This window comes from Rahnella sp. AA, assembly GCF_002834385.1.
In the GTDB taxonomy this organism is placed as follows: Bacteria; Pseudomonadota; Gammaproteobacteria; order Enterobacterales; family Enterobacteriaceae; genus Rahnella.
Window position 1 is genome coordinate 83008 of record NZ_PITQ01000003.1, and the last position, 25996, is coordinate 109003.

25 protein-coding genes are annotated in these 25996 nt (G+C 52.9%); 11 read left to right on the forward strand and 14 right to left on the reverse strand.

Translation table 11 applies throughout. The annotated features are described in order from the left end of the window. Nucleotides 1–11: 11 nt before the first annotated feature. Genes edd through gntK form a run of 3 tightly spaced genes read right to left on the reverse strand, consistent with a single transcriptional unit; the run spans nucleotide 12 to nucleotide 3720 of the window. Nucleotides 12–1826 (reverse strand): phosphogluconate dehydratase, encoded by a 1815-nt coding sequence (edd, locus tag CWS43_RS08695; RefSeq protein WP_101076550.1) that lies wholly within the window; start codon nucleotides 1824–1826, stop codon nucleotides 12–14. 14 nt (nucleotides 1827–1840) lie between these two features. Next, nucleotides 1841–3178, reverse strand: coding sequence for a gluconate transporter (gntU, locus tag CWS43_RS08700; protein ID WP_101076961.1), 1338 nt, complete (start codon nucleotides 3176–3178; stop codon nucleotides 1841–1843). Next, entirely contained in the window at nucleotides 3175–3720 is a 546-nt protein-coding gene (gene gntK / locus CWS43_RS08705; protein WP_255414155.1) for a gluconokinase, read from the reverse strand. The genes gntU and gntK overlap by 4 nt, the downstream gene beginning before the upstream one ends. 359 nt (nucleotides 3721–4079) lie before the next feature. Between gntK and yahO the strand changes: the two genes are divergently transcribed. Beyond that, a complete protein-coding gene (gene yahO / locus CWS43_RS08710) occupies nucleotides 4080–4358 on the forward strand; it encodes a DUF1471 family periplasmic protein YahO (RefSeq protein ID WP_101076551.1) in 279 nt (92 codons plus the stop codon). Nucleotides 4359–4422: 64 nt separating this feature from the next. Here the strand turns inward: yahO and CWS43_RS08715 are convergent, their stop codons facing one another. Both CWS43_RS08715 and CWS43_RS08720 read right to left on the reverse strand, forming a co-directional pair. After that, the gene (locus CWS43_RS08715) at nucleotides 4423–6477 is read right to left on the reverse strand and encodes an FUSC family protein (protein WP_101076552.1); all 2055 of its coding nucleotides are present in this window, start codon (nucleotides 6475–6477) and stop codon (nucleotides 4423–4425) included. A 196-nt stretch (nucleotides 6478–6673) separates the two neighbouring features. Continuing rightward, the gene (locus CWS43_RS08720; RefSeq protein WP_101076553.1) at nucleotides 6674–7105 is read right to left on the reverse strand and encodes a CopD family protein; all 432 of its coding nucleotides are present in this window, start codon (nucleotides 7103–7105) and stop codon (nucleotides 6674–6676) included. A 219-nt stretch (nucleotides 7106–7324) separates the two neighbouring features. Here CWS43_RS08720 and CWS43_RS08725 point away from each other — a divergent pair, with 219 nt between their 5' ends. The 8 genes from CWS43_RS08725 (at nucleotide 7325) to otnK (ending at nucleotide 14262) form a co-directional block, all read left to right on the forward strand. Further along, on the forward strand, nucleotides 7325–7912 hold the full coding sequence (locus CWS43_RS08725) for a TetR/AcrR family transcriptional regulator (RefSeq protein WP_101076554.1): 588 nt from the start codon (nucleotides 7325–7327) through the stop codon (nucleotides 7910–7912). Continuing rightward, nucleotides 7909–8835: a DMT family transporter gene (locus CWS43_RS08730; protein WP_101076555.1), complete on the forward strand. Its 927-nt coding sequence runs from the start codon at nucleotides 7909–7911 to the stop codon at nucleotides 8833–8835. Before CWS43_RS08725 ends, CWS43_RS08730 begins: the two co-directional genes overlap by 4 nt. A 192-nt stretch (nucleotides 8836–9027) precedes the next feature. Continuing rightward, on the forward strand, nucleotides 9028–9861 hold the full coding sequence (locus CWS43_RS08735; protein ID WP_232776818.1) for a DeoR/GlpR family DNA-binding transcription regulator: 834 nt from the start codon (nucleotides 9028–9030) through the stop codon (nucleotides 9859–9861). A gap of 12 nt (nucleotides 9862–9873) precedes the next feature. Beyond that, nucleotides 9874–10512: an aldolase gene (locus tag CWS43_RS08740; protein WP_101076556.1), complete on the forward strand. Its 639-nt coding sequence runs from the start codon at nucleotides 9874–9876 to the stop codon at nucleotides 10510–10512. A 111-nt stretch (nucleotides 10513–10623) separates the two neighbouring features. After that, nucleotides 10624–11538 (forward strand): AEC family transporter, encoded by a 915-nt coding sequence (locus tag CWS43_RS08745; protein ID WP_101076557.1) that lies wholly within the window; start codon nucleotides 10624–10626, stop codon nucleotides 11536–11538. 54 nt (nucleotides 11539–11592) lie between these two features. Continuing rightward, nucleotides 11593–12294, forward strand: coding sequence for a substrate-binding domain-containing protein (locus tag CWS43_RS08750; RefSeq protein ID WP_101076558.1), 702 nt, complete (start codon nucleotides 11593–11595; stop codon nucleotides 12292–12294). Between the two features lie 25 nt (nucleotides 12295–12319). Continuing rightward, nucleotides 12320–12997, forward strand: a complete 678-nt coding sequence (locus CWS43_RS08755) for an aspartate/glutamate racemase family protein (RefSeq protein WP_101076559.1) — start codon at nucleotides 12320–12322, stop codon at nucleotides 12995–12997. Beyond that, nucleotides 12991–14262: a 3-oxo-tetronate kinase gene (gene otnK, locus CWS43_RS08760; RefSeq protein ID WP_101076560.1), complete on the forward strand. Its 1272-nt coding sequence runs from the start codon at nucleotides 12991–12993 to the stop codon at nucleotides 14260–14262. Before CWS43_RS08755 ends, otnK begins: the two co-directional genes overlap by 7 nt. A gap of 20 nt (nucleotides 14263–14282) precedes the next feature. Here otnK and CWS43_RS08765 read toward each other — a convergent pair whose 3' ends face one another. From CWS43_RS08765 to CWS43_RS08785, 5 genes are all read right to left on the reverse strand, one after another. Further along, a complete protein-coding gene (locus CWS43_RS08765) occupies nucleotides 14283–15359 on the reverse strand; it encodes a beta-propeller fold lactonase family protein (RefSeq protein WP_101076561.1) in 1077 nt (358 codons plus the stop codon). A 71-nt stretch (nucleotides 15360–15430) separates the two neighbouring features. After that, nucleotides 15431–16489, reverse strand: a complete 1059-nt coding sequence (locus tag CWS43_RS08770) for an NAD(P)-dependent alcohol dehydrogenase (protein ID WP_101076562.1) — start codon at nucleotides 16487–16489, stop codon at nucleotides 15431–15433. Nucleotides 16490–16595: 106 nt separating this feature from the next. After that, a complete protein-coding gene (locus CWS43_RS08775) occupies nucleotides 16596–17444 on the reverse strand; it encodes an AraC family transcriptional regulator (RefSeq protein WP_101076563.1) in 849 nt (282 codons plus the stop codon). A 144-nt stretch (nucleotides 17445–17588) separates the two neighbouring features. Then, on the reverse strand, nucleotides 17589–18356 hold the full coding sequence (locus CWS43_RS08780; RefSeq protein ID WP_101076564.1) for a phytanoyl-CoA dioxygenase family protein: 768 nt from the start codon (nucleotides 18354–18356) through the stop codon (nucleotides 17589–17591). Nucleotides 18357–18479: 123 nt separating this feature from the next. Beyond that, complete coding sequence (locus CWS43_RS08785; RefSeq protein WP_101076565.1) at nucleotides 18480–19400, reverse strand: LysR family transcriptional regulator; 921 nt, start codon at nucleotides 19398–19400, stop codon at nucleotides 18480–18482. 156 nt (nucleotides 19401–19556) lie between these two features. On the opposite strand from CWS43_RS08785, the gene CWS43_RS08790 reads away from it, so the two are divergent. Then, entirely contained in the window at nucleotides 19557–20282 is a 726-nt protein-coding gene (locus CWS43_RS08790; protein ID WP_101076566.1) for a pirin family protein, read from the forward strand. 101 nt (nucleotides 20283–20383) lie between these two features. On the opposite strand, the gene CWS43_RS08795 is transcribed toward CWS43_RS08790, so the two are convergent. Together CWS43_RS08795 and CWS43_RS08800 are read right to left on the reverse strand one after the other, a co-directional pair. Continuing rightward, nucleotides 20384–21229 carry a hypothetical protein gene (locus tag CWS43_RS08795; RefSeq protein ID WP_101076567.1) on the reverse strand — a complete coding sequence of 282 codons (846 nt, stop codon included), beginning with the start codon at nucleotides 21227–21229 and terminating at the stop codon, nucleotides 20384–20386. Between the two features lie 52 nt (nucleotides 21230–21281). Continuing rightward, a complete protein-coding gene (locus tag CWS43_RS08800) occupies nucleotides 21282–21788 on the reverse strand; it encodes a hypothetical protein (protein WP_101076568.1) in 507 nt (168 codons plus the stop codon). 310 nt (nucleotides 21789–22098) lie between these two features. Between CWS43_RS08800 and CWS43_RS08805 the strand changes: the two genes are divergently transcribed. Next, nucleotides 22099–23649 (forward strand): methyl-accepting chemotaxis protein, encoded by a 1551-nt coding sequence (locus CWS43_RS08805; protein WP_101076569.1) that lies wholly within the window; start codon nucleotides 22099–22101, stop codon nucleotides 23647–23649. A gap of 90 nt (nucleotides 23650–23739) precedes the next feature. On the opposite strand, the gene CWS43_RS08810 is transcribed toward CWS43_RS08805, so the two are convergent. Together CWS43_RS08810 and CWS43_RS08815 are read right to left on the reverse strand one after the other, a co-directional pair. After that, nucleotides 23740–25206 (reverse strand): heavy metal sensor histidine kinase, encoded by a 1467-nt coding sequence (locus CWS43_RS08810; RefSeq protein WP_101076570.1) that lies wholly within the window; start codon nucleotides 25204–25206, stop codon nucleotides 23740–23742. After that, complete coding sequence (locus CWS43_RS08815; RefSeq protein WP_101076571.1) at nucleotides 25207–25902, reverse strand: heavy metal response regulator transcription factor; 696 nt, start codon at nucleotides 25900–25902, stop codon at nucleotides 25207–25209. Nucleotides 25903–25996: the final 94 nt, after the last annotated feature.

The following is a 25996-nucleotide window of genomic DNA, read 5'->3' on the forward strand; positions in this document are numbered from 1 at the left end:
TCACATCGGCATTAAAATTTGATACAGCACGCGCCCTGTTCCGCGCCGGAAAGCTGGCTGCGGAGCGCACCGAAAAGTTCACGGCCACAGCCGGTATGTTCAGCACTCAGGTCCGGCTGGTACGCCGTGCGTTTTGCCAGTTCGGCGTCGTCCACCATTAACGCCAGCTCACCGGTACGGCCATTCACACGAATGATGTCGCCATTTCGCACTTTCGCCAGCATGCCGCCGGTACAGGCTTCCGGTGTGACATGTATGGCAGAAGGCACCTTGCCGGATGCGCCGGATAAACGCCCGTCGGTGACCAGCGCAACCTTAAAACCGCGATCCATCAGCACGCCGAGAGGCGGCATCAGTTTATGTAACTCCGGCATGCCATTGGCCTGTGGCCCCTGAAAACGCACGACGACCACGCAGTCCCGGTCAAGCTTACCGGCCTCGAAAGCCGGAACGATGTCATGCTGGCTTTCAAATACCACCGCAGGCGCTTCAATGATCTGATTATCTGCCGGTACTGCAGAGGTTTTCATCACCGCACGCCCCAGGTTGCCGGACAACACTTTGGTGCCACCATGATGCTCAAACGGCGCGGAAATACTGGCGATCACTTTCGTATCCAGCGAGCTTTCCGCACCTTCCCGCCATGCCAGTTTGCCGTTATCCAGCCACGGTTCCTGCGTATAACGTTCCAGGCCGAAACCGGCCACGGTGTTGACGTCCTGGTGCAGCAGGCCATTTTTCAGTAATTCACGCACCACCAGTTGCACACCACCCGCGGCCTGAAACTGGTTAATATCCGCCGGGCCGTTCGGATAAATACGGCACAACAACGGCACGGCGTCGGAAAGCTCAGAGAAATCATCCCAGTTAATGATGATGCCCGCCGCACGCGCCATGGCCACCATATGCATGGTCAGGTTGGTAGAGCCGCCGGTCGCCAGCAGTGAAACAATCCCGTTCACCACGGTTTTTTCATTCACCATCAGGCCGAGCGGTTGATAGTTACCGCTGTTTTCGGTCAGACGTGTTACCTGACGCGCCGCCGAATCGGTCAGCGCATCGCGCAATGCGCAATCCGGCGGCACGAATGACGAACCCGGCAGATGCAACCCCATCACTTCCATCACCATCTGGTTGGTATTGGCCGTGCCATAAAACGTACAGGTACCGATGCCGTGATACGACGCGGCTTCCGCTTCCAGCAGCGCCTGGCGATCCACTTTACCTTCGGTATACAGCTGGCGAATGCGGACTTTTTCTTTGTTCGGTAAACCGGTGCTCATCGGCCCGGCAGGAATAAAGACCGCAGGCAGGTGCCCGAATGACAGCGCCGCCATGACTAATCCCGGCACAATTTTGTCGCAAATCCCCAGATACAGTGCGCCGTCGAACATATTGTGGGAAAGGCCAATGGCAGCAGACATTGCAATCACATCACGGCTCATCAGCGACAGCTCCATGCCGTCCTGCCCTTGCGTGACACCGTCACACATTGCCGGTACGCCACCGGCGACCTGCCCGACGGCACCCACGGCTTTCAGCGATTCTTTCAGGCGTTGCGGATAATGCTCGTAAGGCTGGTGGGCCGAAAGCATGTCGTTGTAGGCAGTGATAATGGCGATATCACTGCGGACCATATTTTTCAGTGCATTTTTTTCATCCGGCTGACAGGCCGCAAAGCCATGTGCCAGATTGCCGCAGGCCAGTTGCGCGCGGTGCACCGTTTGCGAACGGGCAGATTCCATACGCACCAGATAGGCTTCACGGGTTGCGGCAGAGCGTTCGATAATGCGCTGCGTGACGCGGGATAAGGTTTCGTTAATCATATCGTTCTCCCTTTTTAAAGCATCGTGAAGGCAATCATGCCGATGATCCCACCGGTCGTGCCCAGAATGGTTTCCATCAGCGTCCAGGTTTTCAGCGTTTGCAGCTCACTGGCCCCGGTGAATTTGCCAAACAGCCAGAAACCGGCGTCGTTAACATGGCTGAGGACGATGGAACCGCCGGTGATACAGATGGCGAGCGCAGCAAGCTGGCCGCCGTTCAGCCCCATCTGATGGGTCACCGGCATCACCAGCCCGACCGTTGTCAGGCAGGCCACCGTGGCCGAACCCTGCATCACGCGCACGACGGCGGCCAGCACAAAACAGGCAACGGCTATCGGCAAACCGGTACCAATCAGCGCATCACCAATCGCCGGGCCAACGCCGGAATCGACCAGAATTTGTTTAAACACCCCGCCCGCACCGGTCATCAGCAGGATGATCCCGGCGGGTTGTACGGCTGCAGAGCAAATTGCCAGCGTCTGCTCATTGGTCATGCCGCGTGGTTTTGCCAGGCCGTAAATCACGATCAGGCAGGCAATCAGAATGGCGGTGAACGGATGTCCGATGAATTCCAGCCATTGCTGTAAATGCGAACCCTGCGTCACGAAACGCGCGCCGATGGTTTTCATCCCAACCAGCACCAGCGGGCAAAGCACCAGCGCCAGGCTAAAGCCAAAGGACGGCAGATTCTCTTTATTCAGCGTCGGCGCATTCTCTTCCACCGGCATTGGCCAGTTAACGCGTTTGCTGATGAAATTGCCGAAGACCGGACCCGCAAGCAGCATACCGACAATCGCGGCCACCAGACCGATGGCAATCATCCAGCCGAAATCAGCATGCATCTGCGAAGCCAGCAGCATCGGCACCGGACCGGGCACCAGGAAGCAGGCGGCGGCGGCCACACCGGCAAACAGCGGGATTGCCAGCCGGACAATATTGCCGTCAGTGCGGCGTGCGACGGCAAACACAATGCCGATCAGCAACACAATGGCGACATCAAAGAACAACGGCAAAGCACAAACCAGACCGGCGATACCCAGCGCATAGTTGGCCTTATTCTTGCCGAATCGTTTCAGTAAATGGGCCGCAATTTGATCGAGCGCGCCGACTTCATGCAGGATCTTGCCAAACATGGCACCCAGCGCGACGACAATCGCCAGAAAGCCCAGCGTGCTGCCCATCCCTTTTTGCATGGTGTCAGCGATGGTATCGATCGGCATGCCGGAAAAAATCCCGGCTGCGATCGACACCAGCATCAGCGCGACGAAAGCGTGCATACGCACTTTCATCACCAGGAACAGCAGCAATAAAACCGAACCAAAGGCGGTTCCGGCTAAGGTAATTGTATTCACGCGCATTGCTCCTGGGATTGAAAACTGTGGATGTGTTGCAGGGTTTCTGCGATCACGTCGTCGAGGGGCTGATTGATATTGATGGTAATCACATCGCTTTCTTCCGCACCGGGCTGCTCGAGCGCGGCAAACTGCGAAATCAGCATCTGAGGTTTAAAAAAGTGGCCTTTGCGTGCGGCCAGACGCGCTTCAATAACGGGCATTTCGCCATTCATATAAACGAACGACAGATTGCTGTTCCCGGCCCGCAGGCGGTCACGGTAACGCTTTTTCAGTGCCGAGCAGACAATGACCGACACGCTGTGGGTCCGCTGCATCGCAAATGCGGCATCGTTCAGGGCAGCCAGCCACGGCGCACGATCTTCATCGTTGAGCGCGTCACCGCCTGCCATTTTGAGAATATTGCTGCGTGGATGTAAAAAGTCGCCGTCAAGGAATCCGGCGGAAAGCTGCTGCGCTACGGCGTTTGCGACGGCAGATTTTCCACTGCCGGACACGCCCATGAAGATATAGATACGATTATTGTTTTGATGAGTGTTCACGACTTAGCTCCTGGTATTGGATGTTACCGGTAACATGTTATCGGTAACATTATCAGAGGGATTCTGGCGTCTGACAATCGGTGGCGGCGGCTGAAAACCATAAATGTGATCGGGTTCAAAGTTAACTATTAGCAATGAAACATTTTTTGTAGGGGTATTAACAGGCAGGTAACACAGGCACATAGCACACCCGGGTAAGTCTCACAGAATATTCATTCCGGCTTGTAATAATCACATTCCTTGTCTATTACTTAAACCACGTAATAAACCGCTGTTTTTGCACCGGCTTATTGCTTAACAGGATAATTATTGACGACTTATTCCGCCGGGTTTCCGGTACTCAAACTTCTGAGGCAAAAATGAAAATATCTCACGCATTGTTGGCAGTGGCTTTAACCGGTGGCCTTTCCTTTAGCGCATTTTCTGCTCAACTTTTGAAGAAAGCAGATTTTGAAAAAGTCGCTTCTCAATATACAAAAGTCGGTTCAGTCACCACCTCGAATAAAACGTCGCAGTCGGGCGCAATTGAAGATCTGTCCAAGAAAGCGGATAAAAAAGGCGGCGACGTTTTTGTATTAACATCGGGTAATACCAACAATAAAATCCACGGCACCGCTGACGTGTATAAGAAAAAGTAAGTTATTCTGGTTATAAAAAAACCACGTCAAGGCGTGGTTTTTTTACGTTATGATGATGCCGGTATCAGGCGGCAAGTCCTTCCGGCCAGCGCTGCGTCGGGTACAGCGCCATCCGGATGTTGAACAGATGGAACAGCGGTTTAAATAGCGTCATGTCATTACGGCATAGCGTTTCGAGCTGGATCAGCACGCGATTTAATTCCTCAAGCAGCGATTCAGGTGGTGCGATATAGATATTTTTCAGCCGCATTTTGATGTATTTATTAATTTCAAACATCAGCGCGTCCGTTTCCAGCGTATGGCTTTTTAAAATAGCCTGATGGCGGGCATAAAAATCATAACAATTGACTCCCAGCCAGATTTCCGTAATCAAATTCCCGCCCAGCGCGACATTTGAAATCGGATCCACCTTATTACGTGGCAAAATAATATTCACTTTATCGATCATGCTCGCGACATATTGCTGACGCCCGCGCAGTGACGATGCGTTAATTTTTATCTCGTTGGTAAACTGCAGCAGTTCTTTAATGCCTTTACGCAATGCGCGTTTTGCCGTCCACGAAGGCCGTTTATTGCGGATAAGCGCGGTGGTCAGCAGCGCAATCGCAATCCCCACCAGCGTGGAAATTGCCGCATTAACGATAACCAGCAGATCGGGCTTGAAGTCATGGCTCATGCCGATAAAACCGGGGATCTGCGTGGCAATAATCAGGCCGATAAAATTGGTTGAAGGATTGGCGATCACCAGCCCCAGCGCCAGCAAACCCGGGGCAAGGCAGATGATCAGCGATTCAAACGTCACCGACAGCGGGATAAACACAGCGGCGTAAACAATGCTGATAAGGATCGCTATCAGCACACCTTTCAGGAAAACTTTGATTGAGGCAATCGGGCTGTCGAGCGAGGCAAAGAAGGAGCAGATAACCGCCGCCATCATCGGTGCGGAAGCCCCGTCGCGCCAGCCGGTACCAATCCAGAACAGGCAGCCGATCATTGTCGCAGCAAAGGCGCTGAAGGCTGACAGCAAAATCATTCCTTCATCTTTATGTTTTCTGATGAGTTTGAGTTTGCTGCTTTTTTTCTCTTTGCTGAACTGACTCACGCGCTCGGTCACGCCGAAATACGATTCCGCAATGTGGATAAAATTCTGCAAACGCTCCAGCAAACCAATAAACAACAGCCCCTCTTCCGGCGTCATTTCGCCGCGGTCGTAGCACGCTTTGATTCTCTCCTGAGACGCACGGATATCCTCCTGAATCACTTTCGCATGACCGCTTTGTTCCGGGCTGTTCAGCCACAGCAGAAACTGGCTGAACGTTTCGCCGACAAAATCCGGGAACGCAATGCCCTGCTCACCCAGCAGGCTCAGCCGTTTTTCTATCGCCGTCAGGGTCGGGATCAGATACGACAGATGCTGATATTGCGCGGTCACCAGGCGAATTAACCTGCGCGCGGAGTCACCTTCAAAAACGCAGTGCGTGATCAGCGCTTCCACGCTGATGGGGTAATTCGCCATTTGCACCAGAATGTGTTCGCGCTCCGGCGACGTTTCTTTCGGGGTGGCGGTCAGCAGTTCGTTGCAGAGTTTTTTAGCACTTTCGTACCAGTTGCTGACGCTGTTTTCCAGCAGATTACGCATACGGACCGGGAAAATCAGCATGTGTATCAGGCTGCTGCACACAATCGCGACCGTGATTTCTTCCACGCGGGATATCACCGTATAGGTAATCGACATCGGTGTATCGACATCGGCAAACCCCATAATCGCCGCGCTGTAACCTGCCAGCATGAAGATATAGCTTTTCGGTGTGCGGTCATGCAAAGACAAATACAGGCAAAACGCCACCCACAGCGACACGCTGAGGCTGAAAAGAACCGGATCGGTAACGGTGAAGGGATACACCAGAAAAATGAAAACGCCGCCGAGAACAGTGCCGAAAAAACGATACGTGGCTTTAGAAAGCGTCGATGCGGAATAGAGCTGAGAAATGACATAAACCGAAACCATTGACCAGGCGGGTTTATCAAGATTCAGTTCCAGCGCTATGTATAAGGATAAAAATGCTGCAATACAGGTTTTGATTGAGAACAAAACAGCATTTTTTGTTAACCATTTCATCGTAAAATCAACAACTCAGCGTATTTTAAAACAGCATTTTATACTGTCCGAAAGATTACGCCCTTTTCAAGAGTGTAACAAAACATGCGAAACTATTAGTCACCTTACAAAATTTCCTGCGTGATTTTACCGGCCTTTCCGTTCAGGTACAAAAATCCACGCCGCAGCGTGGACTGTAGTGTGCCGCTAAGAGGATTCAGAAAGGCCGGATAACTGCCAATATCCCGATGATAATGACGCAGATGGCAATGATCCCCGCAGCATTACGCAATAACGCAAAATCTTTTGCCGGCTGGCCGGTGGCGCGTTTACGCAAATCACCCGAGAGCAAACCGTGAAGCGCCGAGAGGAAGAACACCACGACAATTTTAATCAGCAGCCAGGCATGCGGGAATTTGCCATAGCTGACTATCATCACAACCCCGGCAATCCACAGCACAATCATCGCCGGGCTGGTCACACAGCGGTTCCATTTACGGACGGTGTCGAGTAACGCGATTTTGCCCGCGTTATCCTGCATTCCGGCTGTTTTAGAAAACGTAATGGAAACCAGCGCCATCGCCAGCATTCCGCCAATCCACAATATCCCGGCAATAATGTGCAGGGCATTCAGCCACTCATGAAGCATGTTTTATTCCTTCTAAAGTTAACGACAATGCTGGTGCGCCGGACAACGTCAACCCGCTGTCTCTTCACGGCTTTTGCTGAATTATGTCCTTTTCCCCTGATAAAGGCACGGGTAATGTCCTGGCGTTCTCACTTGCCGGTCTTTCCGTTATCTTTCTTTTTGAGCATTGAGTAGGTAGACTGGTATACCTATTTAATGCTCAACCAGGATGAACCACCTATGTCACAACCTGAAACGCCACCGGAAAGTGCCCGCGACCGCCTGCTCGGCGCGGCGGGAGTCCTGTTTTATAACGACGGCATCGCCGCCACGGGTATTGATGCCATCGTGAAAAGAGCCGGTGTGGCGAAGAAAAGCCTCTACAACAATTTTGAATCCAAAGCTGAGCTGGTCGCGACGTACATCACCCTCCGTCACGATGAATGGCTTGGGCTTTATGCGCGCCGGGTAAAGGACGCCGTCACACCGAAAGATAAAGTGCTCGCCGTATTTCTGGCCTATGAAGATCACGCAGAATTTGCTTATGAGCACGGATTCCGTGGCTGCGGGTTGCTGAATGCTGCCGCCGAACTCCCTGCCGGTGCACCGGGAAGGCTGGCCGTTCGCGGGCACAAAGAGCAGATCGAATCGATTGTGACGGCTCATCTGCTGGAACTGTTCGCCGGTAATGAAGCAAAAGCACAGCGAACGGCACGGCACTTTTCATTCCTGCTTGAGGGGGCGATTTCCCGCGCCGGGCTGGAAGGCAATGGCGAATGCGTGCGTCAGGCGATGGCGATGGCCGAAGAAATGATGGAGGCACCATGATCAGCACGTCCGCAGAGCGGTTACTCGGTATTCTGGCGGTGGTGTTTGCCTCCGTGTTATGGGGCTCAACGGGTACGGCGGCCACGTTCGCCCCGCAGGTCAGCCCGCTGGCGATTGGTGCGGTGGCGATGGGGGTCGGTGGCCTGTTGCAGGCGGCGATTGCCGCACGCGGCATTCTCGGGCACCGCGCGGTGCTGTGCTCACACTGGCGCATTCTGCTGACCGGTGGCCTGTCCGTGGGCATCTATCCGCTGGCTTTTTATGCCTCAATGCATCTTGCGGGCGTGACCGTCGGGACCGTAATTTCCATCGGTTCCGCTCCTCTGCTTTCTGCGCTGATTGAATATTATCTCGAGGGGCAGCGGCTGACGCGGCGCTGGATGACCGGCGCGGCCATTGGCGTCGCGGGGATGGTGCTGTTATGTCTGGCGCAAAGCAGCGCGCATGCCCTGTCCGGCCAGCAACCGCACGCGCTGGCGGGCATGGCGCTCGGCCTGCTGGCCGGGCTGACTTACGCACTTTACGCGTGGGCGGCGCGCCAGCTGATGCAGCGCGGCGTTCCTTCGCGGGTGTCGATGGGCGCAACGTTCGGCCTTGGCGGTCTTTTGCTGATGCCGGTGCTTTTCGTTACCGGCGCGCCTTTGCTGGCTTCCTGGAATAACGCCGCCGTCGGCGCTTATATGGCGCTGATCCCGATGTTTACCGGTTACGTGTGTTTCGGTTACGCGCTGGCGCGTATTCCGGCCAGCATGGCGACCACCATCACGCTGCTTGAACCTGCCGTCGCGGCGGTTCTGGCGGTGCTGATTGTCGGAGAACGCCTGCCTGCAATGGGCTGGGCCGGCATCGGGCTGGTCGTCGCCTGCCTGATTTTTATCACCGTGCCGCTCAGAAGAAGAAAGGCATTACTCACCCCGGTCTGAAACAAAATCACGCCTGTCAGCAGGTTTTCTGCCTCACAACAGGCGTGATTTTGATATTTCACAATCAGATGTGAAAACAGTAAACACGCGAAAATAAAATATTTCCCTTCAATATCAATATTGATACAAAAAACCCACCGCTTAATCACATCGTTATTTCTGTGATTTCACAACTTTTAATGTGAAATTGAAATGCCTAAACTGTTAAACATCGAACAGATATCGTGTTCAGTCATTTATCAGGTGGTCAGCGTGCTGAGTGCAAACGAACGTCGGGATTTTATTTACCGGCATATTCATGAAAATCAGGTCGCCTACTACGATGAACTGGCGACCCTGATGAATGTCTCGCACATGACCATTCGCCGTGACGCCTCTCAGCTGGAACGTGAAGGCAAAGTTTTGCGCGTTAACGGTGGCGTCCGCTTGAGTGAGTTTTTGCATCAGGAACTGCCGTGGCAGGAAAAGTCCTACCTGAACCACAAAATTAAAAAAGAACTTGGCCAGTGCGCAATGCGCCGCATCACCGAAGGCACCATTATTTATCTGGATGCCGGTACCACAACGTTTGAAATTGCCTGTTGCATTCCGGCTAATTTCCGCCTCACCGTCGTGACCAATGATTTCTCGATTACTCAGTTATTAATGAATAATCCGGCCATTGATCTGTTTCATGTCGGTGGCCGGGTCGATAAAAGGAATTATTCCTGCGTCGGGCTGAGTGCGGCGAATTTTGTTAAGGCCCTGAACATTGATCTGGCATTTCTGAGTACCAGTTCATGGGATTTAAAACACGGTATTTCCACCCCTTATGAAGGAAAGGCGGAAGTTAAACAGACGGTTATTTCAGTCGCAAATCGCAGCATTTTAATTTCCGATAGCAGCAAATACGGTAAATACGGATTTTATTCGGTGTGCCCGCTGAGTACGGTCGATGAAATTATTACAGATTCGATATCCAAAGAGTGTAAACAGGCCTTATCCGATTTAACCTCACCCAAAGTGACATTTATCGATATTTTATAAAGTGAGAAAATAATGAAAGCAGAAAATAAAATACGCGAAGAGATTTGCTTTGCGGGGGAATCCCTGTTTAAAAGAGGCTATACGGTCGGTTCTTCCGGTAATATCAGCGCCCGTCTTGATGACGGCTGGTTAATTACGCCAACGGATGCCTGCCTGGGGAACCTGGATCCTGAAAGAATTGCTAAAGTGAATCACCAGGGGGAATGGGTGAATGGCGATAAGCCGTCAAAAACATTAAAACTGCATCAGGGGATATATCAGAATAACCCGCAGGCGCATTGTGTGACTCACACGCATTCGACCAACCTGGTCTTGCTGACACTGTGTGGCGTCTGGTCATCTGAGGCTATTTTACCGCCGATTACGCCTTATCAGATTATGAAAGTCGGCAAAATTCCGTTAATTAATTATCACCGCCCCGGCGCTCAGGCAGTCGCGGACATCGTTGCCACGCTGGCTAATCAGGTGCGTGGCGTGATGCTGGAACGGCTTGGGCCGGTCATCTGGGGTGACTCCGTCTCTCACGCCAGTTTCATTCTGGAAGAGCTGGAAGAAACGGCAAAATTATGGCTTAAAGCAGAAAGAAAGGTCAGCCCGCTGCCCGATGAGGCGATAAAGGAACTGTGCGCCGTATTTGGCTGCCGCTGGTAATAATAATAATCTTATCCGAACCCTAACACAGCAACCCTGAATAATGCGTGTCGCGGAAAAATTTTCTGCACCCCTGCGGCGCAAAATATCACGGGCTATAAGGTAAATAACATGACCGCATATGACATCATGCCACGGGTGGCCTATTTGATCGCCGTATCCATGCTGGGATGGTATACAACAAGAAAATTCAAAGTCAATTCGCAGGATATTGCGAAACTGCTGATTTATATTTTTTCACCGATTGTCTGCTTCGTGCTAATTCTAAACTCTCCGGCAAACATTGGCTATGCTATGTATTCCGTCGTGTTTTATGTGGTCTCCTGTATCGCCGCGTTTCTGGCGTATCTGACCGGGCGTTTATTGTGGAAAGATAACCGTGCCAATTTATTTGGCGCAGCGGGCGGCCAGGGTAATGTCGGGTATTTTGTATTACCTTTGGCAATCGGCCTGCTGGGGGGAACACCTGACGGTGCAGCCGCCATCAGTATTGTGGTTTTTGCTAAAGTCGCCTCCAGTATTTATGAATTCACAGCCGCTTATTATATTACCGCCCGTGGCCGTTATTCGATTAAGAACAGCCTGATTTTGGTTTTAAAAATGCCGACGCTGCATGCGGCCATTCTTGCCCTGATTTTGAAATATTTCCACTTTGAGCTGCCGGGCATCATTAAAAGCAGCGTCGACGGGTTCGTTGGCGGTTACTCAACCCTCGGCATGATGATTATCGGGATGTCACTGGCGCGTTTCGACAAATTAATCCCTGACTGGAAATTTGCTATCTCCTCCATTCTCTGGAAACAGGGTTTGTATGCGCTGGTCATCATCGCCATCTTCCGCTTGTTTAATCTGAGTCACTATGAATATGTGGTGATGGTCATGCTGGCCTGTAACCCGCTGGCGGCCAACATCGCGGCGGTGGCCTCTGCACTGGATGTCCATCCGGAAAAAGCAGCGTTCGCCATTATGCTCAGCACGATCCTGGCCGTTGTCACGGTGCCACTCACCATCTGGCTGGCGATGTGAATCGCCAGACATTTTACTGATAAACGATTTTATTCACGAATAAAGGAGTTTCTTATGTCTGCTTCTTCAAAAGCACTTACGCTGCAAAGCGGTCTGGTTGTCCGCTCCCCTTTTGACGCCACATTGATGGATATTTATCGCCAGGCCCACGGTGAGGTTGATATCACCTGGACACCGACAACCGTACTGATGAAGAACATCGAAAACGGGCTGACCGGTGATGTGGTTATCGTGACCGATCAGGCCATGGATGAGCTGGTCGCCAAAGGCGTCGTCGATGCGGAAAGTTGCAAAAAGCTTATCGTGTCACGCATCGGCTTTGCGGTAAAACAGGGCGAAGCGAAACCTGATGTTTCAACGCCGCAGGCACTGACGCAGACCCTGCTCGACACCCGCTCTGTTTGTTATTCCATTGGCGGAGCCAGCGGGATCCACTTCAAAACGGTGCTGGGCCGCCTGGGGATCGAAGCGGAAGTGGATGCCAAAGCCTGCCCGATCCCGGAAGGCTTCACGGCTGAAAAACTCATCACCGGCGAAGCCAGCCTGGCCGTTCAGCAAATCAGCGAACTGCTGGTGGTCTCCGGCATTGAAATCGTCGGTCGTCTGCCGGAAGAACTGCAAAAAGTCACGTCCTTTACTATCGGGCTTTACAGCCAGTCACAGCAAAAACAGAAAGGCGCTGCGCTGATTGAGATTGTGACGTCACAGGCTTCAAAAGAAGCCTACGCCCGCTTCGGGCTCGATTGCCGCTTCTGATACCAGCGGAGCACGGGAGAACAACATGTCTAAAACGATTGTATTGTTGCACGCAACGCCGGTGGCGATGCAGCCCATCAGTGATGCCATGGCTGAGCTGTGGCCGGATGCCACACCGGTTAACTTGCTGGATGACGGCTTATCCCTGGAGCGCGCGAAAGATAAAGAGTTAACCGAAGCCCTGACCGCACGTTTTATCCGTTTTGGCGAATATGCCCGTGATATGGGTGTGGATGGCATTCTCGCCACCTGCTCCGCTTTTGGTGAAGCATTGGAAAAACTGGCCGACAAGCTGGATATTCCCGTGCTTAAACCGAACGAAGCCATGTTTGCCAGCGCTATTGCCGCAGGCAACCGCGTCGGCATGGTGGCCACTTTCCGCCCGGCAATCGCCGGGATGGAGAAAGAGTTTTATGACATGGCTGCAAGGCTGAATAAAACGGTTTCGCTGACCACCGTTTGTGCCGAAGGCGCAATCGATCAACTGCGCGCAGGCAACGACAGCGCTCATAATCAGCTTGTGGCGCAATACGCCCGGCAACTGACAGAATGTGATGCCATTATGCTGGCTCATTTCTCCACCTCCCGCGCGCTGAAAGATGTTCAGGCCGTCACTGATGTGCCCGTACTGGCCGCGCCGCAGGCTGCCGTCACCGAGATGAAAAAGCGCGTGATGCAAACTGAAGGAAACACGACATGCTGATAGGTATCATCGCCGATGATTTCACAGGTGCCAGTGATATTGGTGTGACGCTGGCGAAAGGCCTGGCGGACGAAGGTGGCCTGAAAACCGCACTTTATATGGGGATCCCTTCTGTTCCCGCCGTGCCACACATTGCCGCTGGCGTGATTGCCCTGAAAAGCCGTTCACTCCCCGCTGAAGAGGCCGTTGCACAGTCTCTCGCGGCATGCGAATGGCTGCTGCAACAAGGCTGCCAGCAGATTGTTTTCAAATATTGCTCAACGTTTGATTCAACACCTGCGGGCAATATCGGCCCGGTGGCCGAAGCATTAGCGCAAAAGCTTGGCGCGTCGGGCGTTGTCGTCTGCCCGGCGTTTCCGGATATGGGCCGTACCCTGTTTCAGGGGCATCTGTTTGTCGGCGAACATCCGCTCAATGAATCCGGGATGGAAAACCACCCGCTGACGCCGATGACCGATCCGGATATCCGGCGAGTACTGGCGGCGCAATCTCAGTCCCCTCAGGGTTTTGTCGCCTGGCAGCAGGTTCAGCGCGGCAGCGCTGTGCTGCGGGAAGCCCTGGCCTCGCAGGCGCAGGCGGGGAATTGCCTGGTGGTCGCTGATGCCATCACTAATGCAGATTTAATTACTCTCGGTGCCGCCTGCGACAACGCACGGCTGTTGACCGGCGGTTCGGCGATTGCTCAGGGTTTGCCGCATAACTTTATCGCCCGTGGCGAAGCACAGGGTTCCGTACCGGAAAATATCGGCGTGACGGGTCCCGGGGCCATTCTGGTTGGCAGTTGTTCGCGAATGACATTGCGCCAGATTGCCTGGCACGCCAGGTCTCACGCGGTCATGCAGATTGATGCAGAAGAGCTGATACAGGGCACCGTTTCCCTGACTCCGTTACTGGCGTTTATCGGCGAAAACCAGCACCGCGCCCCCCTGATCACCACGTCCGGCGAAGTATCACGCGTCACCGCGTTACAGGATAAATATGGCCGGGAAAAAGTGGCGCACGTCATTGAAGATTTCTTTGCCAGACTGGCGGTATCTCTGGCGGATGCCGGGGTAAAACGCCTGGTCGTCGGCGGCGGTGAAACATCCGGTGCCGTGGTGAAAGGGCTGATGCTCGATTCCGTCGTGATCGGGGCAGAAATCAGCACCGGCGTTCCGGCCCTGCTGGCAACGCGTCGCGCACAACCTATGGCGCTGGCCTTAAAATCAGGCAATTTCGGCGGTGAAGACTTCTTCAGCGCCGCATTTCAGACACTGGCCCCTTAAAGGGGCCGGTTTTATCCCTTTCAGCCTGCGATTTCTGTTATCACGATACAGTTAGCCCCTTCTCCTCCCGCACATTGCCCCAGCAGCGTGAGCTCACCGGTTTGTGTACAGACGCGATACAGCGAAACTGTGCGGGATTTCTCCCCGCAGCTCAGCAAATACTGCCCGTCGGGCGTGAGCTGAATACTACGTGGCTGTTTCTCCGTATCTGTCTGTGCGCAGCACTCCAGCGCGCCCTCTGAATTCCGGTGATAAATCAGGATCTGCCCGGAAGTTCTTTCAGCGATATACACAAACCGTTCATCGGGTGTGACCTGAATTTCAGACGCCCAGCAAAGTTCTTTGAGCAATTGCGGGTCAGGCTGAACCGCCGCCGTGGCATTGGGACGGGGAAACCCGTCTTTCAGATGGGCCAGCGCCTGCGGGCGCGCGGACACCGTATCGCACGTCAGTTCACCCGTTTGTGCGCAGCGGTGAAATGCCGCGACGGCACCGGTGAACTCACTGATCACATACAGCCGGTCGCCCTGCCGGTTAAAGCAAAGGTGTCGAGGCCCGAAACCGGGGGCGATCGTGATACCGCCTTGCGCAACCAGCGTCTGGCCCTGCCAGCGGAAAATCTCAACCCTGCCGGTAGACAGTGAGGTCACATAAATAAACTGGCCATCCGGGGAGACCGCCGCGCAGTGTGCATGAGGGATGTCCTCCAGGGTCTGAATAAGCCGGAGATGCCCCTGTTTCAGCGCGGTAAAGTCATACACCCGCAACTGGCTGGTAGCATAGGAGACACCATAAAGATAACGCCCGTCCGGTGAAATGCTCAGATGGACCAGATTATCCGCGATACGCGTACACCTCTCATCGCGCAGATAATCAGGCTGTTGAAAAAGTGAATAGTGGATGAACGCCGGTGGCTCACCGCGCGTGTGGATAAACAACGTTGTTTTATCCGGTGACAGCGCCATCGGCATGGCTTTATCGCCGGCAGCCTGATGACGGTAAAGCGAAAGGGAGCCATCCTGAATCAGGTAAGAATAAAGCGTTCCGTCGGTAGCATTCGAAATAACAGCAAGAAATGAAGGTGCCTGCACAGACATGATCTGCACTCCGGGTTAGCAATAAAAAAATGGCCAGAAATCCTGACCATTTTTATCATTAATAACGCGTGTTATACAGCGGCCGGGGCTTCCAGTGATGCCATATCAATGACAAAACGGTAGCGGACGTCAGCCTTTTCCATACGCTCGAAAGCTTCGTTGATTTCATCCATACGGATCATCTCGCAATCCGGAAGAATGTTCTTTTCAGCACAAAAATCGAGCATTTCCTGCGTCTCGCGGATCCCACCGATTGGCGAACCGGCCACGCGACGACGGCCCAGCAGCAGCGGCACGGTATTAAACTCTTCCATCGGCCCGACCTGCCCGACCAGCACCAGCGTGCCATCCACATCCAGCAAAGACATGTACGGCGTGATGTCGTGTTTAACCGGAACGGTATCGATGATCAAATCAAAATGATCGTGTGCCTGTGCCATCGCATCGCCGTCAGCGCTGACCAGAAGACGGTTCGCGCCCAGTTCCAGTGCATCCGCCTCTTTGGCATTTGAACGGCTCAGCACGGTCACATCCGCACCCAACCCCACCGCCAGTTTAACGGCCATATGCCCCAGCCCACCGAGTCCAATCACCCCGACGCGGCTGCCCGCGCCGACATTCCAGGTTTTCAGCGGTGACCAGGTTGTGATACCCGCACACAGCAGTGGCGCTGCTTTGGAGAGATCCAAACCTTCCGGCATACGCAAACAGAATTCTTCACGCACCACTAAATGCTTGGAATATCCCCCCTGCGTGGGCTCTTTGGTAAAACGATCATAGCCCGCGTAAGTTCCGGTGTTGCCTTCACGGCACAGCTGTTCCTCACCTTTTTTACACTGATCGCATTCCTGACAACTGTCCACCATACAACCGACAGCCACATGATCACCGACTTTGTAACGTGTTACCTGGCTCCCGGTCTGCGTGACGCGCCCGACAATTTCGTGACCCGGAACAATCGGATAGTAGCTCCAGCCCCAGTCATTTCTTGCCGTGTGCAAATCGGAATGGCAAACGCCGCAATACAGAATTTCCATTGCCACATCGTTGTCACGCAGGCCACGGCGCTCGAAGGCGTACGGGGCAAGCGGTTTTTTAGGATCGTAGGCCGCAAATCCAACAGTTTTCATCAGTAAACTCCTGAGTCGTTAATGACCTGGTTACTATAGAATTTACCGCCGCCGGAACAAGCCACAGTTCTCTTTATTTCTTGCCTGATCCTGCCAGATACGCCGGTCAGGCTTTTCGCTCAGGCAACTGACTCAGCCACTGACTGCGGTACTCCGAGGGGGAACGCGCGGTACTTTTGCGAAACACGCGACAAAAGTAGTTACTGTCCACAAAGCCACAGCTGGTCGCCACTTCTTTGATTTTCAGCTCATAGCCTTTAAGCAGCAGTTTCGCCCTTTCCAGACGGACATGATTTAAATATTCGCTGAAACCGGTATCGCCGGATTTGCGAAACAGATGTGAAAGGTAATTCGGGGTGATATGAAACCGCTTCGCGACATTTTCACGCGTCAGGGAGAGTGAAGCATTCTCTTCAATGTACTGTTTGATCATCTCAAACAGTGCACCGCTGCGGGTCAGCACCTGTGCCCGGTTGGCCAGTTGCTCCTGACAGTGGCTCAGCAGCCCCGCCACGATGCAACGCGCGGTCTGCTGATCTTCCGGGTTCGACACAATTTCATTCATGGCCTGAAGGAGGAACGACCCTACCCGCGGGCCAAGGCGTGACACGCTCTGCTTGTCTGTTCCGGTAAATTTGTCGCCGTCCCAGAACTGCAGGCTGAACCCCAGTTTTTCTTTGCTGAACAGAATACTGAGCAATATCGCGGGTTGCTGCCAGACGGTCAGGTTCCATTTCCCGCCGGGGATATAAAAGGCATCCCCCTGACGCAGCAGCCCCTTACTGGCAGAAATACTCCGGTCATGTACCTCACCTTCCACGACAAATTCAAGGCGCGCAAAGCTGACCACGCAAGCCAGTTCAGGGGGAGGCTGGGAATTATCAGGAAACCGGACAGCCAGAGCATCGCTGCCGGAAACCGACCGGAAAAGGGTTTCTATGACATCAGGCAGCATAACGGTTTCTCTGTGATTTCTTTTCAGAATAACATATCCGTAACAAGTTAGGGGTTACGGAGAAACCGCAGACTGTGACCGTGCTCAACGCATTTGCATAAAAAAGCCTGAACGTCGGTTCAGGCTTTTGGCGGTAAACGGGGTTCAGAGAACATCAAGCAGCCATTTCTGCGCAGGTGTCAGGCGGTTAGCCGTTTCCGGTTTCAGCCATTTACGCTGATCCTGCTGCTGCGCATCTTCGCGATCAATATATAAGCTGTGTAACACCCGGCGACGCGTGCCGGCATGATTATTTGTCCCGCCATGCCAGGCATGAGCGTTATAAATCATCACACTGCCTGCCGGTGCCTCAAAAATCACCTCATCAGGATGCGGTAATCCGACATCCGCCAGCACATCCTCCGGCAGTTCAGGCCGGTGATGAGTACCGGGGATGATTCGCGGCGCGCCGTTTGCGGCACTGAGATCGTCAACCGCTAAGATAGCGTTGACCAGATGCACTTTCGGGAAATCCGGACGCGGCTTTTTCCAGTCAGCATGCAGTGGCTGATGCCCGCCACGGTGCAACGCCTCACGGCCATTTAAGCTCGAAACTTTAAATGCGCCCTGAAAAATATGGTGGCAGACAGAGAGGATCAGCGGATGCGACCACGCTTTTTCCCAGACCGTTCCTTTGTTGATCATGTTAGCGATACGGGTGGCGGTCGCCTCCTGATGGTGCTCAACGGCAAGGTTATCGCCCTCTTTTTCCACCAGAAAATCAAACGTGGCGCGCATGTCTTCAAGCCAGTCTTTATCGATAACATCATGAATAATAATGTAACCCCGGGTTTCCAGCTCATCAGCCTGCGCCGGTGACAGCGGTTGTGTTGCGCCCAGTGCTGCAAGATATGACTCAGATGAATTATTCATTTCCGACCTCTTCAGTTAACGTTTCCGTAACATGAAAGTACGGGAATTTTTATAGGAAAAAACGATGCAAATCCTACAAAAAACTGGATTTACGTGTGATCCGCAAAAAAGCGTGAAGCAGATTCACTCCGGACGCGGCGTATTTTCCGGTGCAGACACCAGCAACTGCGCCTTCAGCCTGTCTTGTAAAAAATCCAGAAAAACGCGGGTCACTTCGCTGCGCTGGCGGTGCTGCGGGTAGATGGCATGCAGGCTCAGCGAACCGGGATGGAATGCATCCAGCACACGAACCAGAGCGCCATACTGCAACGCCGGGCCGACAATAAACTCCGGCAACAAAACCAGCCCCAGGCCGGCAACCGCCGCATCACGCAGGACTTCTCCGTTGTTGCTCACAATCGGGCCGCGCACGTCAAACAGCCTGCGCCTGCCGTTATGCTCCAGTTCCCACCCGGTCTGCCCTTCACGGCCATAGCGCAGGCAGTGGTGATGCAGCAAATCGTCGGGCGTTTCGGGGGTTCCCATACGTTGCAGATAAGCCGGGCTACAGCAAATCACGCGTTTCAGCTCACCGAGGCGGCGCGCCACCAGTGAAGAATCCGCCAGATTGCCGATACGCAGCGCAATATCAAACCCTTCACCCACCAGATCCACATACCGGTCAACCAGCTCGATCTGAAACTGAATAGCCGGATGCTGGCCGAGAAACTCGGCAATTAAAGGCGAGAGATGGCTGATCCCAAACGACATCGGAATACTGATGCGGTACGACCCTTGCAGCGTCTGGCGTTTAGGCGATACCGCCCGCTGCGCTTCTTCAATATCATCGAGGATCCGCTGTGCGTGCTGCGCAAAGAGTTGCCCGGATTCGGTCACCGACAGTTTGCGGGTATTGCGGTTAAGCAGGCGCGCGTTTAATCCGGCCTCGAGCGCCGCCATCCGGCGGCTGACATACTGCTTTGACAGCAGCAACTGTTCAGCCGCCGCAGTGAAGTTCCCTGCCTTTACCACCGCAACGAAAATACGCAGATCTTCTATTTGCATCCCACTCACGCCTCTGTTTTGCACCGCGATTATTGTCAACTAAAACGTGACAGTGATAGTCATTCCACCTCATTGTTGAGCCATTTAGTTTACGTGTATTCTCTGTTCATCGGAAGCGCAAACGCACTTCCCCCCTGACACACTGAGGAGTACACCATGATCGAACAACGTCTCTCTGAACAACGCGGCTTAGGTGACCACGGCTGGTTACATTCCCGTCACACCTTCTCTTTCGCTAACTACTGGGATCCAAAACAGGTCGGCTTCTCAGACCTGCTGGTGATCAACGATGACCAGGTGGCACCGGGTCGCGGTTTCGGGGCGCACCCTCACAGCAATATGGAAATCATCTCCTATGTGCTGGAAGGCGCACTCGAACACAAAGATTCGATGGGCACGGGTTCAGTCATCGTACCGGGCGACGTTCAGCTGATGAGCGCAGGTTCCGGCGTAACGCACAGTGAGTTCAACCACTCCGGCGACGAAAACGTGCACTTCCTGCAAATCTGGATTGTGCCATCTGAAACGGGCACCAAACCGGTCTACCAGCAGGTGTCCGTCGCAGAGGCGGATAAACGCGGACAGTTCCGCCTGATTGTTTCGCCACAGGGTACGGAAGGCTCACTGACCGTTCGTCAGGACATGAAAATTTATGCCGGTTTATTTGATGGCGCAGAACAGGCCACGTTTACGCTTGATGCCGACCGCTATGCCTACATCCACGTAGCACGCGGTAATATCAAAGTGAACGGTATTGAGTTCAGAACCGGTGACGGCGCACGTATCCGCCAGGAAGATAAACTCACCTTTACCGATGGCGAGCAGGCAGAAGTGTTGCTGTTTGACCTGCGTCCGGTCGAAGTGAATCATCCGACACGGTAAGATAAATGGCATCAGCCACCTCCCCGGTTAAGGAGGTGGCGATGTTCCATGAGGATTTTTAGAAAAATCCCCCACCTGTATTTGCAGACCGCAAATAACGGCTAGAGCAATGACCAGCTATACGGGCTGTAAGCTGCAATTTTGGCATCCAGGTGATTATCTTTCGGCAACCAGACGGTGGTATTCCCCTGCGTTAAAGAGGCATAAGCAGGCGCGACCAGTATGGATGTCATGCTGCGGCCAAAAATAACCTTCCAGAGATATTGAACATAGGAATAATCAGGCCTTTCGCGGATGGCCTTCTCTTTCGTATACTCATTTAAATACCATGAAAGCAGACCATTTCCGTCAGTTCGGGAAACAAGATGGAATTTTAAGTGATAGCTTTTCCGTTTAGTACCGCTGGCTTCTACATCAACCGTAATTTCACCGGTATAAGGTAATTCCCCGAGGTAAGGGTGTTCAGGCCTGACATGTTTTGCCACTAAAGCACCTGACAAAGACATCTCCTTCTCCGGATTTAATGCTTTCAATGCAAATGCCATTTCACAGCCATCATTGTAGTAACGCGGTTCAAAAACCACATCTCCCTTAATAAGGTTTCCGCGCATACTGACAAAATTTAAAATAGATTCAGGTGGGCAAAGAGCCTTATCATTATAATGAGACGTTATCCGGATATCCGATAACGGTTTGTCGCCCGGATTCATCACAGAAAAATTCACCGGCACGAGCAACGTATCACGCTCAGTGACCGCTGAACCCGCCGCCACATAGATGTCTACCGGCTTATCTTCATCCAGCGCATGCCCGCCATAGCTCAGCACAACCTCCGTATCGTGGACATAATCATTATACTTATCAGTGAGAAATAATCCCGCAATGGTGGTGAAAACTAAAGCCAACACCCACTTTACCACTTTCCCGGCCTTTTTCTTATTAATCATCACGCCTCCTTAACGCAATCGAATAAACAGTAACAGACTGAACCTGTATATTTTACCGGCCTGTACCCTTAAGCCTGACAATAGTATTTTTACAGATAAAAATCAGAATTGGGGAAAAGAAAACCACCAACAAAATCCATTCAGCATAATAATTCAGGCCAATAATAAAATTGACATTCATTCTATCCATGACCGCTGGGAATTTAATGATGACATTGAAAAAAACATAATCCAACAGATGGAAAATAATCACACTCAGACAGTAATGCAGGATCGTACATGCTGTGAACCCAGGTAAAGATATTTTTGCCAGACTCCCGTCAAACACAAAGATGTTTTTAATTGAAAAATAATACCCTGAAAGCAACTTTCTCACCGAACTTTGCTTACTGACGAAAATAAAATAAAAAGCCAGCACTGACAGGGTCAGGTAAGTCACTGACCTCGCAACTTGCATTCCATTAAGGTAATGATAATAGATTGACAATGCGTAAATATGGTAAGCAAAAGCTGCAACTGATAACGCAGATCCCAACACTTTCAGATAGTGAATTTTCACATTCCTCCCCAGAATCAAATAATTCAGCTATTTCCCCGACAGACTATCAGGTCAGAACATGCATTCTTATCGGAAATTTTGAAAAAAGCTTTAGCAAAAATAGCAAGATTACACCATGGTGCGAAATGCTCATTTGTTCCCCTTCCCTGACGCAGTCACATTTAATTCCCCCCGTTTTAATTAGCTAACTAACTGATAATCCACTAAACAGCTGATAATGAAACATTTTGATGCATTTCGCGCATCAATGTTTATCGCCCGCTGGCCGTTAGTAAAGTCACTACTAAGTGAATGGATTTAAGGGGTTGGCATGAGAAACATAGGATTTATGGGTAGATTACGCATTGCATTAGCCATGGCACTAGTGGGTTTGCTGGTGCTGGGAACGTGGTCGGCCTTTGAAGGCCGCAATGTGATGCTCAAAGAAAGGGAAGACGGCGTCCGCAATATGGTGCAGGCTGCGCAGGCCATCGTTGCGGACTATGCCGCGCAAGCGAGTCAGGGCGTGATGCCGCAGGCCGAAGCGCAAAAGCAGGCGCTGGCGAAACTGAAATCGATGAAGTACGGCAAAGACGGCTACATGTTTGTTTTTGACAGCAATCTGACCTTACTGACGATCGGTAATCAGTCACTGCAAAAGCTGGAAAATCAGAGTGTGAGGGATCGCACCGATCCGAACGGGCTGCTCTATTATCAGGCGTTTCTCAAAACCGGTGAGGCGGGTGGCGGCTTTGTGAATTACGTCAGTAACCTGCCGGATACCGGCAAAACGGCGGACAAAGTCAGTTACGTCGGCAAATACCCGGCATGGGACTGGTATATCTGCTCCGGCGTCTTTCTCAACGATGTGCAGAACGTTTTCTATAAAAGCCTGATCCAATATTTCCTGATGATTTTACTGGTTGGCCTTGCGGTTTCCGCCGTGATGTTGCTCACCATGCGCACCACCCAGCGCAGCCTGGGCGGTGATCCTTTGTATGCCCGGCAGATCATCGAACAAATCGCCGACGGCAATTTAAATACGGACATCAGCCTGCGTTCCGGCGACAGCGCCAGCCTGCTGGCAATGATGGGGAAAATGCAGCAGCGCCTGGCCGAAATCGTTGGCGATGTCCGGCGCGGTGCCGATCAGATGCAACTGGCGTCGCAGGAAATCTCACAAGGTAACGATGACCTTTCCCGCCGTACCGAAGAGCAGGCTTCTTCTTTACAGGAAACCGCAGCCAGCATGGAACAGCTCACGTCAACAGTGAAACTCAATGCTGATAACGCCAGGCAGGCACGCGATCTGGCGGCGGATACGCGGGCTCTGTCGCAAAAAACCACCCAGACGGTCGATGGCACCGTCTCCACCATGCAGGGGATTAATGATCAGGTGGGTAAAATGGGTGACATTATTTCCACCATCGAGAGCATTGCCTTTCAGACCAATATTCTTGCGCTCAATGCTGCGGTAGAAGCCGCCCGCGCGGGCGAGCAAGGGCGTGGCTTTGCCGTCGTGGCGGCTGAAGTCGGCCAGCTGGCGAAAAGCAGCGCCAGCGCGGCGAAAGAAATCAAAGCTATGATCACCCTGTCAACGGAACGGATCGCCACCGGCAGCAATATGGTGACGCAGGTCGGTGAATCGATGCATGCCATGATGAAATCTATCGCCAATGTCTCGGATCTTATCTCTGAAATCTCTGACGCTTCCAATGAGCAGAGCAAAGGCATTCATCAGGTCAATATTGCTGTCACGCAAATGGATCAGGTGACCCAGCAGAACGCCGCGCTGGTTGAGCAAGGTGCGGCGGCAACGTCGTCACTCAACGAGCAGGCGCAGGAACTTCAGCAGGTCGTTTCTCTGTTTAAACTGGCCTGACGGCGTCAGCCACTCAGCAACATCACGCGTCTGTCCCCGCCCGGGGACAGATTTTTCAGTGCCATCAGACCGGCTTTTTGGTTGCAGGATTCAGACATGATGTATTTCAGGTTTCGCCCCGGTCATCAGGGGCGCGGGAGCCACTTCGCCTGATACTTCCGGCGGCGTTTCCTGCCGCATAGCCAGCGTAAAGCCGAAAGTATTGATACCGCCACGACTGCTGGCAAACACATCACCGTGGTGCATTAACGCCACTGCCCGTACGATAGAAAGCCCCAGCCCGTGGTGAGTGTCACTGCGCGTGCGCGACGAATCTGCCCGGTAGAATCGTTCAAACAGACGTGACAGATGCTGCTCGTGTATCGGCTCACCGGCGTTGCCCACGGCAATGACCGCCATCCCGTCATTCTGCGTCAGTGAGACGGTAACACAGGAATGTCGATCCGCGTGGCGGGCGCTGTTTTCCAGCAAATTGGCCAGTGAACGGTGAAACAGACGCCGGTCAATACGCACGGTGACATCCCCTTCTACCGCAATATTCAGTGATTTTTCGGCAAATGACGGCTCCACGTATTCCGCTGTTTTAAGCGTTTCCTCCCGCAGCGAAACGTCCGTCAGCTGCGTGGCGTGCTCCCCGGCCTGTGCATGCGAGAGAAAAAGCATATCGTTAACAATGGATGTCATGCGTGCCAGCTCTTCAAGATTGGATTCCAGCAGGTCTTCCAGCTCACTGATTTCCCGCTCACGCGATAATCCCAGCTGAGTCTGGCCGATGAGATTGGTCAGCGGCGTGCGAAGCTCGTGCGCCACATCGGCATTGAAACTTTCCAGTTGTCGCCAGGCAATTTCCTGACGTTCCAGCACGCCGTTGAAAGAACGGGCAAGCTGCTGGAGTTCGTCGGGCAACAGTGCGGTGTCCAGCCGCTGGCCGTGATTTCCGGGTGCCAGAGTTTGCGCCTGACGGCTCAGTTGTCTGACCGGCCGCATCCCGATACGGGTAATGGCAAAGCCCAGCAGCCCGACCAGAATCAGCCCGATAACCGAGATAATAATCAGCGTACGGGTAAATTCATTCAACGTGCCGATATAAGGTGTGGAATCGATAGCCACCACATAGCGCAACGCCGGGCGTTCACCCCGCGCAGGAATCTTTGTGATCAGCAAATACAGTGAACATGCCCCTTTATGCGCGCCGGGCACTTTATTATAGCCATCACTCAGTACGTCCCAGTCGACGCCCGGCGGCGGAGCGCCACCCACCTGAAAACGCGGATCGTCACTGAGGATCCAGTACTGCACCCTCCGGCCTTCGGTGTCCGACAGATCGGCAAATTTTGCAGGCAGCGGCTGCCAGTCCTGCACCGTCGTGCGGGCCAGGATCCACGGCTCCATTAATGAAGTCCGGAACTGGAGTTCATTGTGCATTTGCTTTTTCAGCGATTCATGCAGCGAAGTGCGCAGAAACAGGGCATAGGCCGAGACAATCAGCACCGCTGCCAGGGTAAACATCAGCGCCAGACGTACGGAGATCGAGCGTGTAAAGTTAAGCTTTTTCATTCAGGGTTTAACCGGGCGTTCAGGTCGGGTTTCAAGAACATAGCCCATCCCCCGGACGGTATGCAGAAGTTTGACCGGATAAGGCAGATCAATTTTTGCCCGCAGACGTTTGATTGCCACCTCCACCACATTGGCATCGCTGTCAAAGTTCATATCCCAGACCTGTTCTGCAATCATCATTTTTGACAAAATTTCCCCCTGATGGCGCACCAGCAGGCTCAGCAGGGCAAACTCTTTTGCCGTCAGCTCGACCCGCTCACCCGCGCGGGTCACACGGCGAGACAGCAAATCGACGTGCAGATCATTAATCTGCAACTGGGTAATATCGGCCCCGTCACTCGGACGGCGGCGCAGCAGCGCCTGAATACGCGCGACCAGCTCAATCAGGGAAAACGGCTTTGGCAGATAGTCATCCGCTCCCCGGCGCAGCCCTTTGACGCGTTCATCCACCGAGCCACGCGCGGAAAGCATCAGCACAGGTGTCTGTTTCACGGCGCGCAGCCCTTCAAGTACGCTGTAACCGTCCATTCCCGGCAGCATGACATCCAGGATAATGGCGTCGTAATCATATTCTGTGGCAAGGTGCAGCCCTTCAATTCCTTCTGCAGCCACGTCCACGGTAAAGCCCAGTTCGCTCAGCGCCCGGTTAATATAGGAAGACGTTTTTTCTTCATCTTCAACCAACAGTAGCCGCATATTGACTCTTCCCTTTCGCCCGACGGCGGTAATCATACATTTTTCTAATTTTAGCATTTCAGACCGTCGCGAAGCTGACATTTACCTGACATTT

Coding starts and splice junctions, on each gene's coding strand:
- CWS43_RS08725 (WP_101076554.1), top strand. CDS start 7,325: ATGTCACAACCTGAAACGCCACCGGAAAGTGCCCGCGACCGCCTGCTC.
- CWS43_RS08740 (WP_101076556.1), top strand. CDS start 9,874: ATGAAAGCAGAAAATAAAATACGCGAAGAGATTTGCTTTGCGGGGGAA.
- otnK (WP_101076560.1), top strand. CDS start 12,991: ATGCTGATAGGTATCATCGCCGATGATTTCACAGGTGCCAGTGATATT.
- CWS43_RS08805 (WP_101076569.1), top strand. CDS start 22,099: ATGAGAAACATAGGATTTATGGGTAGATTACGCATTGCATTAGCCATG.
- CWS43_RS08795 (WP_101076567.1), bottom strand. CDS start 21,229: ATGATTAATAAGAAAAAGGCCGGGAAAGTGGTAAAGTGGGTGTTGGCT.
- CWS43_RS08755 (WP_101076559.1), top strand. CDS start 12,320: ATGTCTAAAACGATTGTATTGTTGCACGCAACGCCGGTGGCGATGCAG.
- CWS43_RS08735 (WP_232776818.1), top strand. CDS start 9,028: ATGCCTAAACTGTTAAACATCGAACAGATATCGTGTTCAGTCATTTAT.
- CWS43_RS08780 (WP_101076564.1), bottom strand. CDS start 18,356: ATGAATAATTCATCTGAGTCATATCTTGCAGCACTGGGCGCAACACAA.
- CWS43_RS08790 (WP_101076566.1), top strand. CDS start 19,557: ATGATCGAACAACGTCTCTCTGAACAACGCGGCTTAGGTGACCACGGC.
- CWS43_RS08730 (WP_101076555.1), top strand. CDS start 7,909: ATGATCAGCACGTCCGCAGAGCGGTTACTCGGTATTCTGGCGGTGGTG.
- CWS43_RS08810 (WP_101076570.1), bottom strand. CDS start 25,206: ATGAAAAAGCTTAACTTTACACGCTCGATCTCCGTACGTCTGGCGCTG.
- CWS43_RS08720 (WP_101076553.1), bottom strand. CDS start 7,105: ATGCTTCATGAGTGGCTGAATGCCCTGCACATTATTGCCGGGATATTG.
- CWS43_RS08815 (WP_101076571.1), bottom strand. CDS start 25,902: ATGCGGCTACTGTTGGTTGAAGATGAAGAAAAAACGTCTTCCTATATT.
- CWS43_RS08770 (WP_101076562.1), bottom strand. CDS start 16,489: ATGAAAACTGTTGGATTTGCGGCCTACGATCCTAAAAAACCGCTTGCC.
- edd (WP_101076550.1), bottom strand. CDS start 1,826: ATGATTAACGAAACCTTATCCCGCGTCACGCAGCGCATTATCGAACGC.
- CWS43_RS08765 (WP_101076561.1), bottom strand. CDS start 15,359: ATGTCTGTGCAGGCACCTTCATTTCTTGCTGTTATTTCGAATGCTACC.
- CWS43_RS08715 (WP_101076552.1), bottom strand. CDS start 6,477: ATGAAATGGTTAACAAAAAATGCTGTTTTGTTCTCAATCAAAACCTGT.
- CWS43_RS08775 (WP_101076563.1), bottom strand. CDS start 17,444: ATGCTGCCTGATGTCATAGAAACCCTTTTCCGGTCGGTTTCCGGCAGC.
- CWS43_RS08745 (WP_101076557.1), top strand. CDS start 10,624: ATGACCGCATATGACATCATGCCACGGGTGGCCTATTTGATCGCCGTA.
- CWS43_RS08785 (WP_101076565.1), bottom strand. CDS start 19,400: ATGCAAATAGAAGATCTGCGTATTTTCGTTGCGGTGGTAAAGGCAGGG.
- yahO (WP_101076551.1), top strand. CDS start 4,080: ATGAAAATATCTCACGCATTGTTGGCAGTGGCTTTAACCGGTGGCCTT.
- CWS43_RS08750 (WP_101076558.1), top strand. CDS start 11,593: ATGTCTGCTTCTTCAAAAGCACTTACGCTGCAAAGCGGTCTGGTTGTC.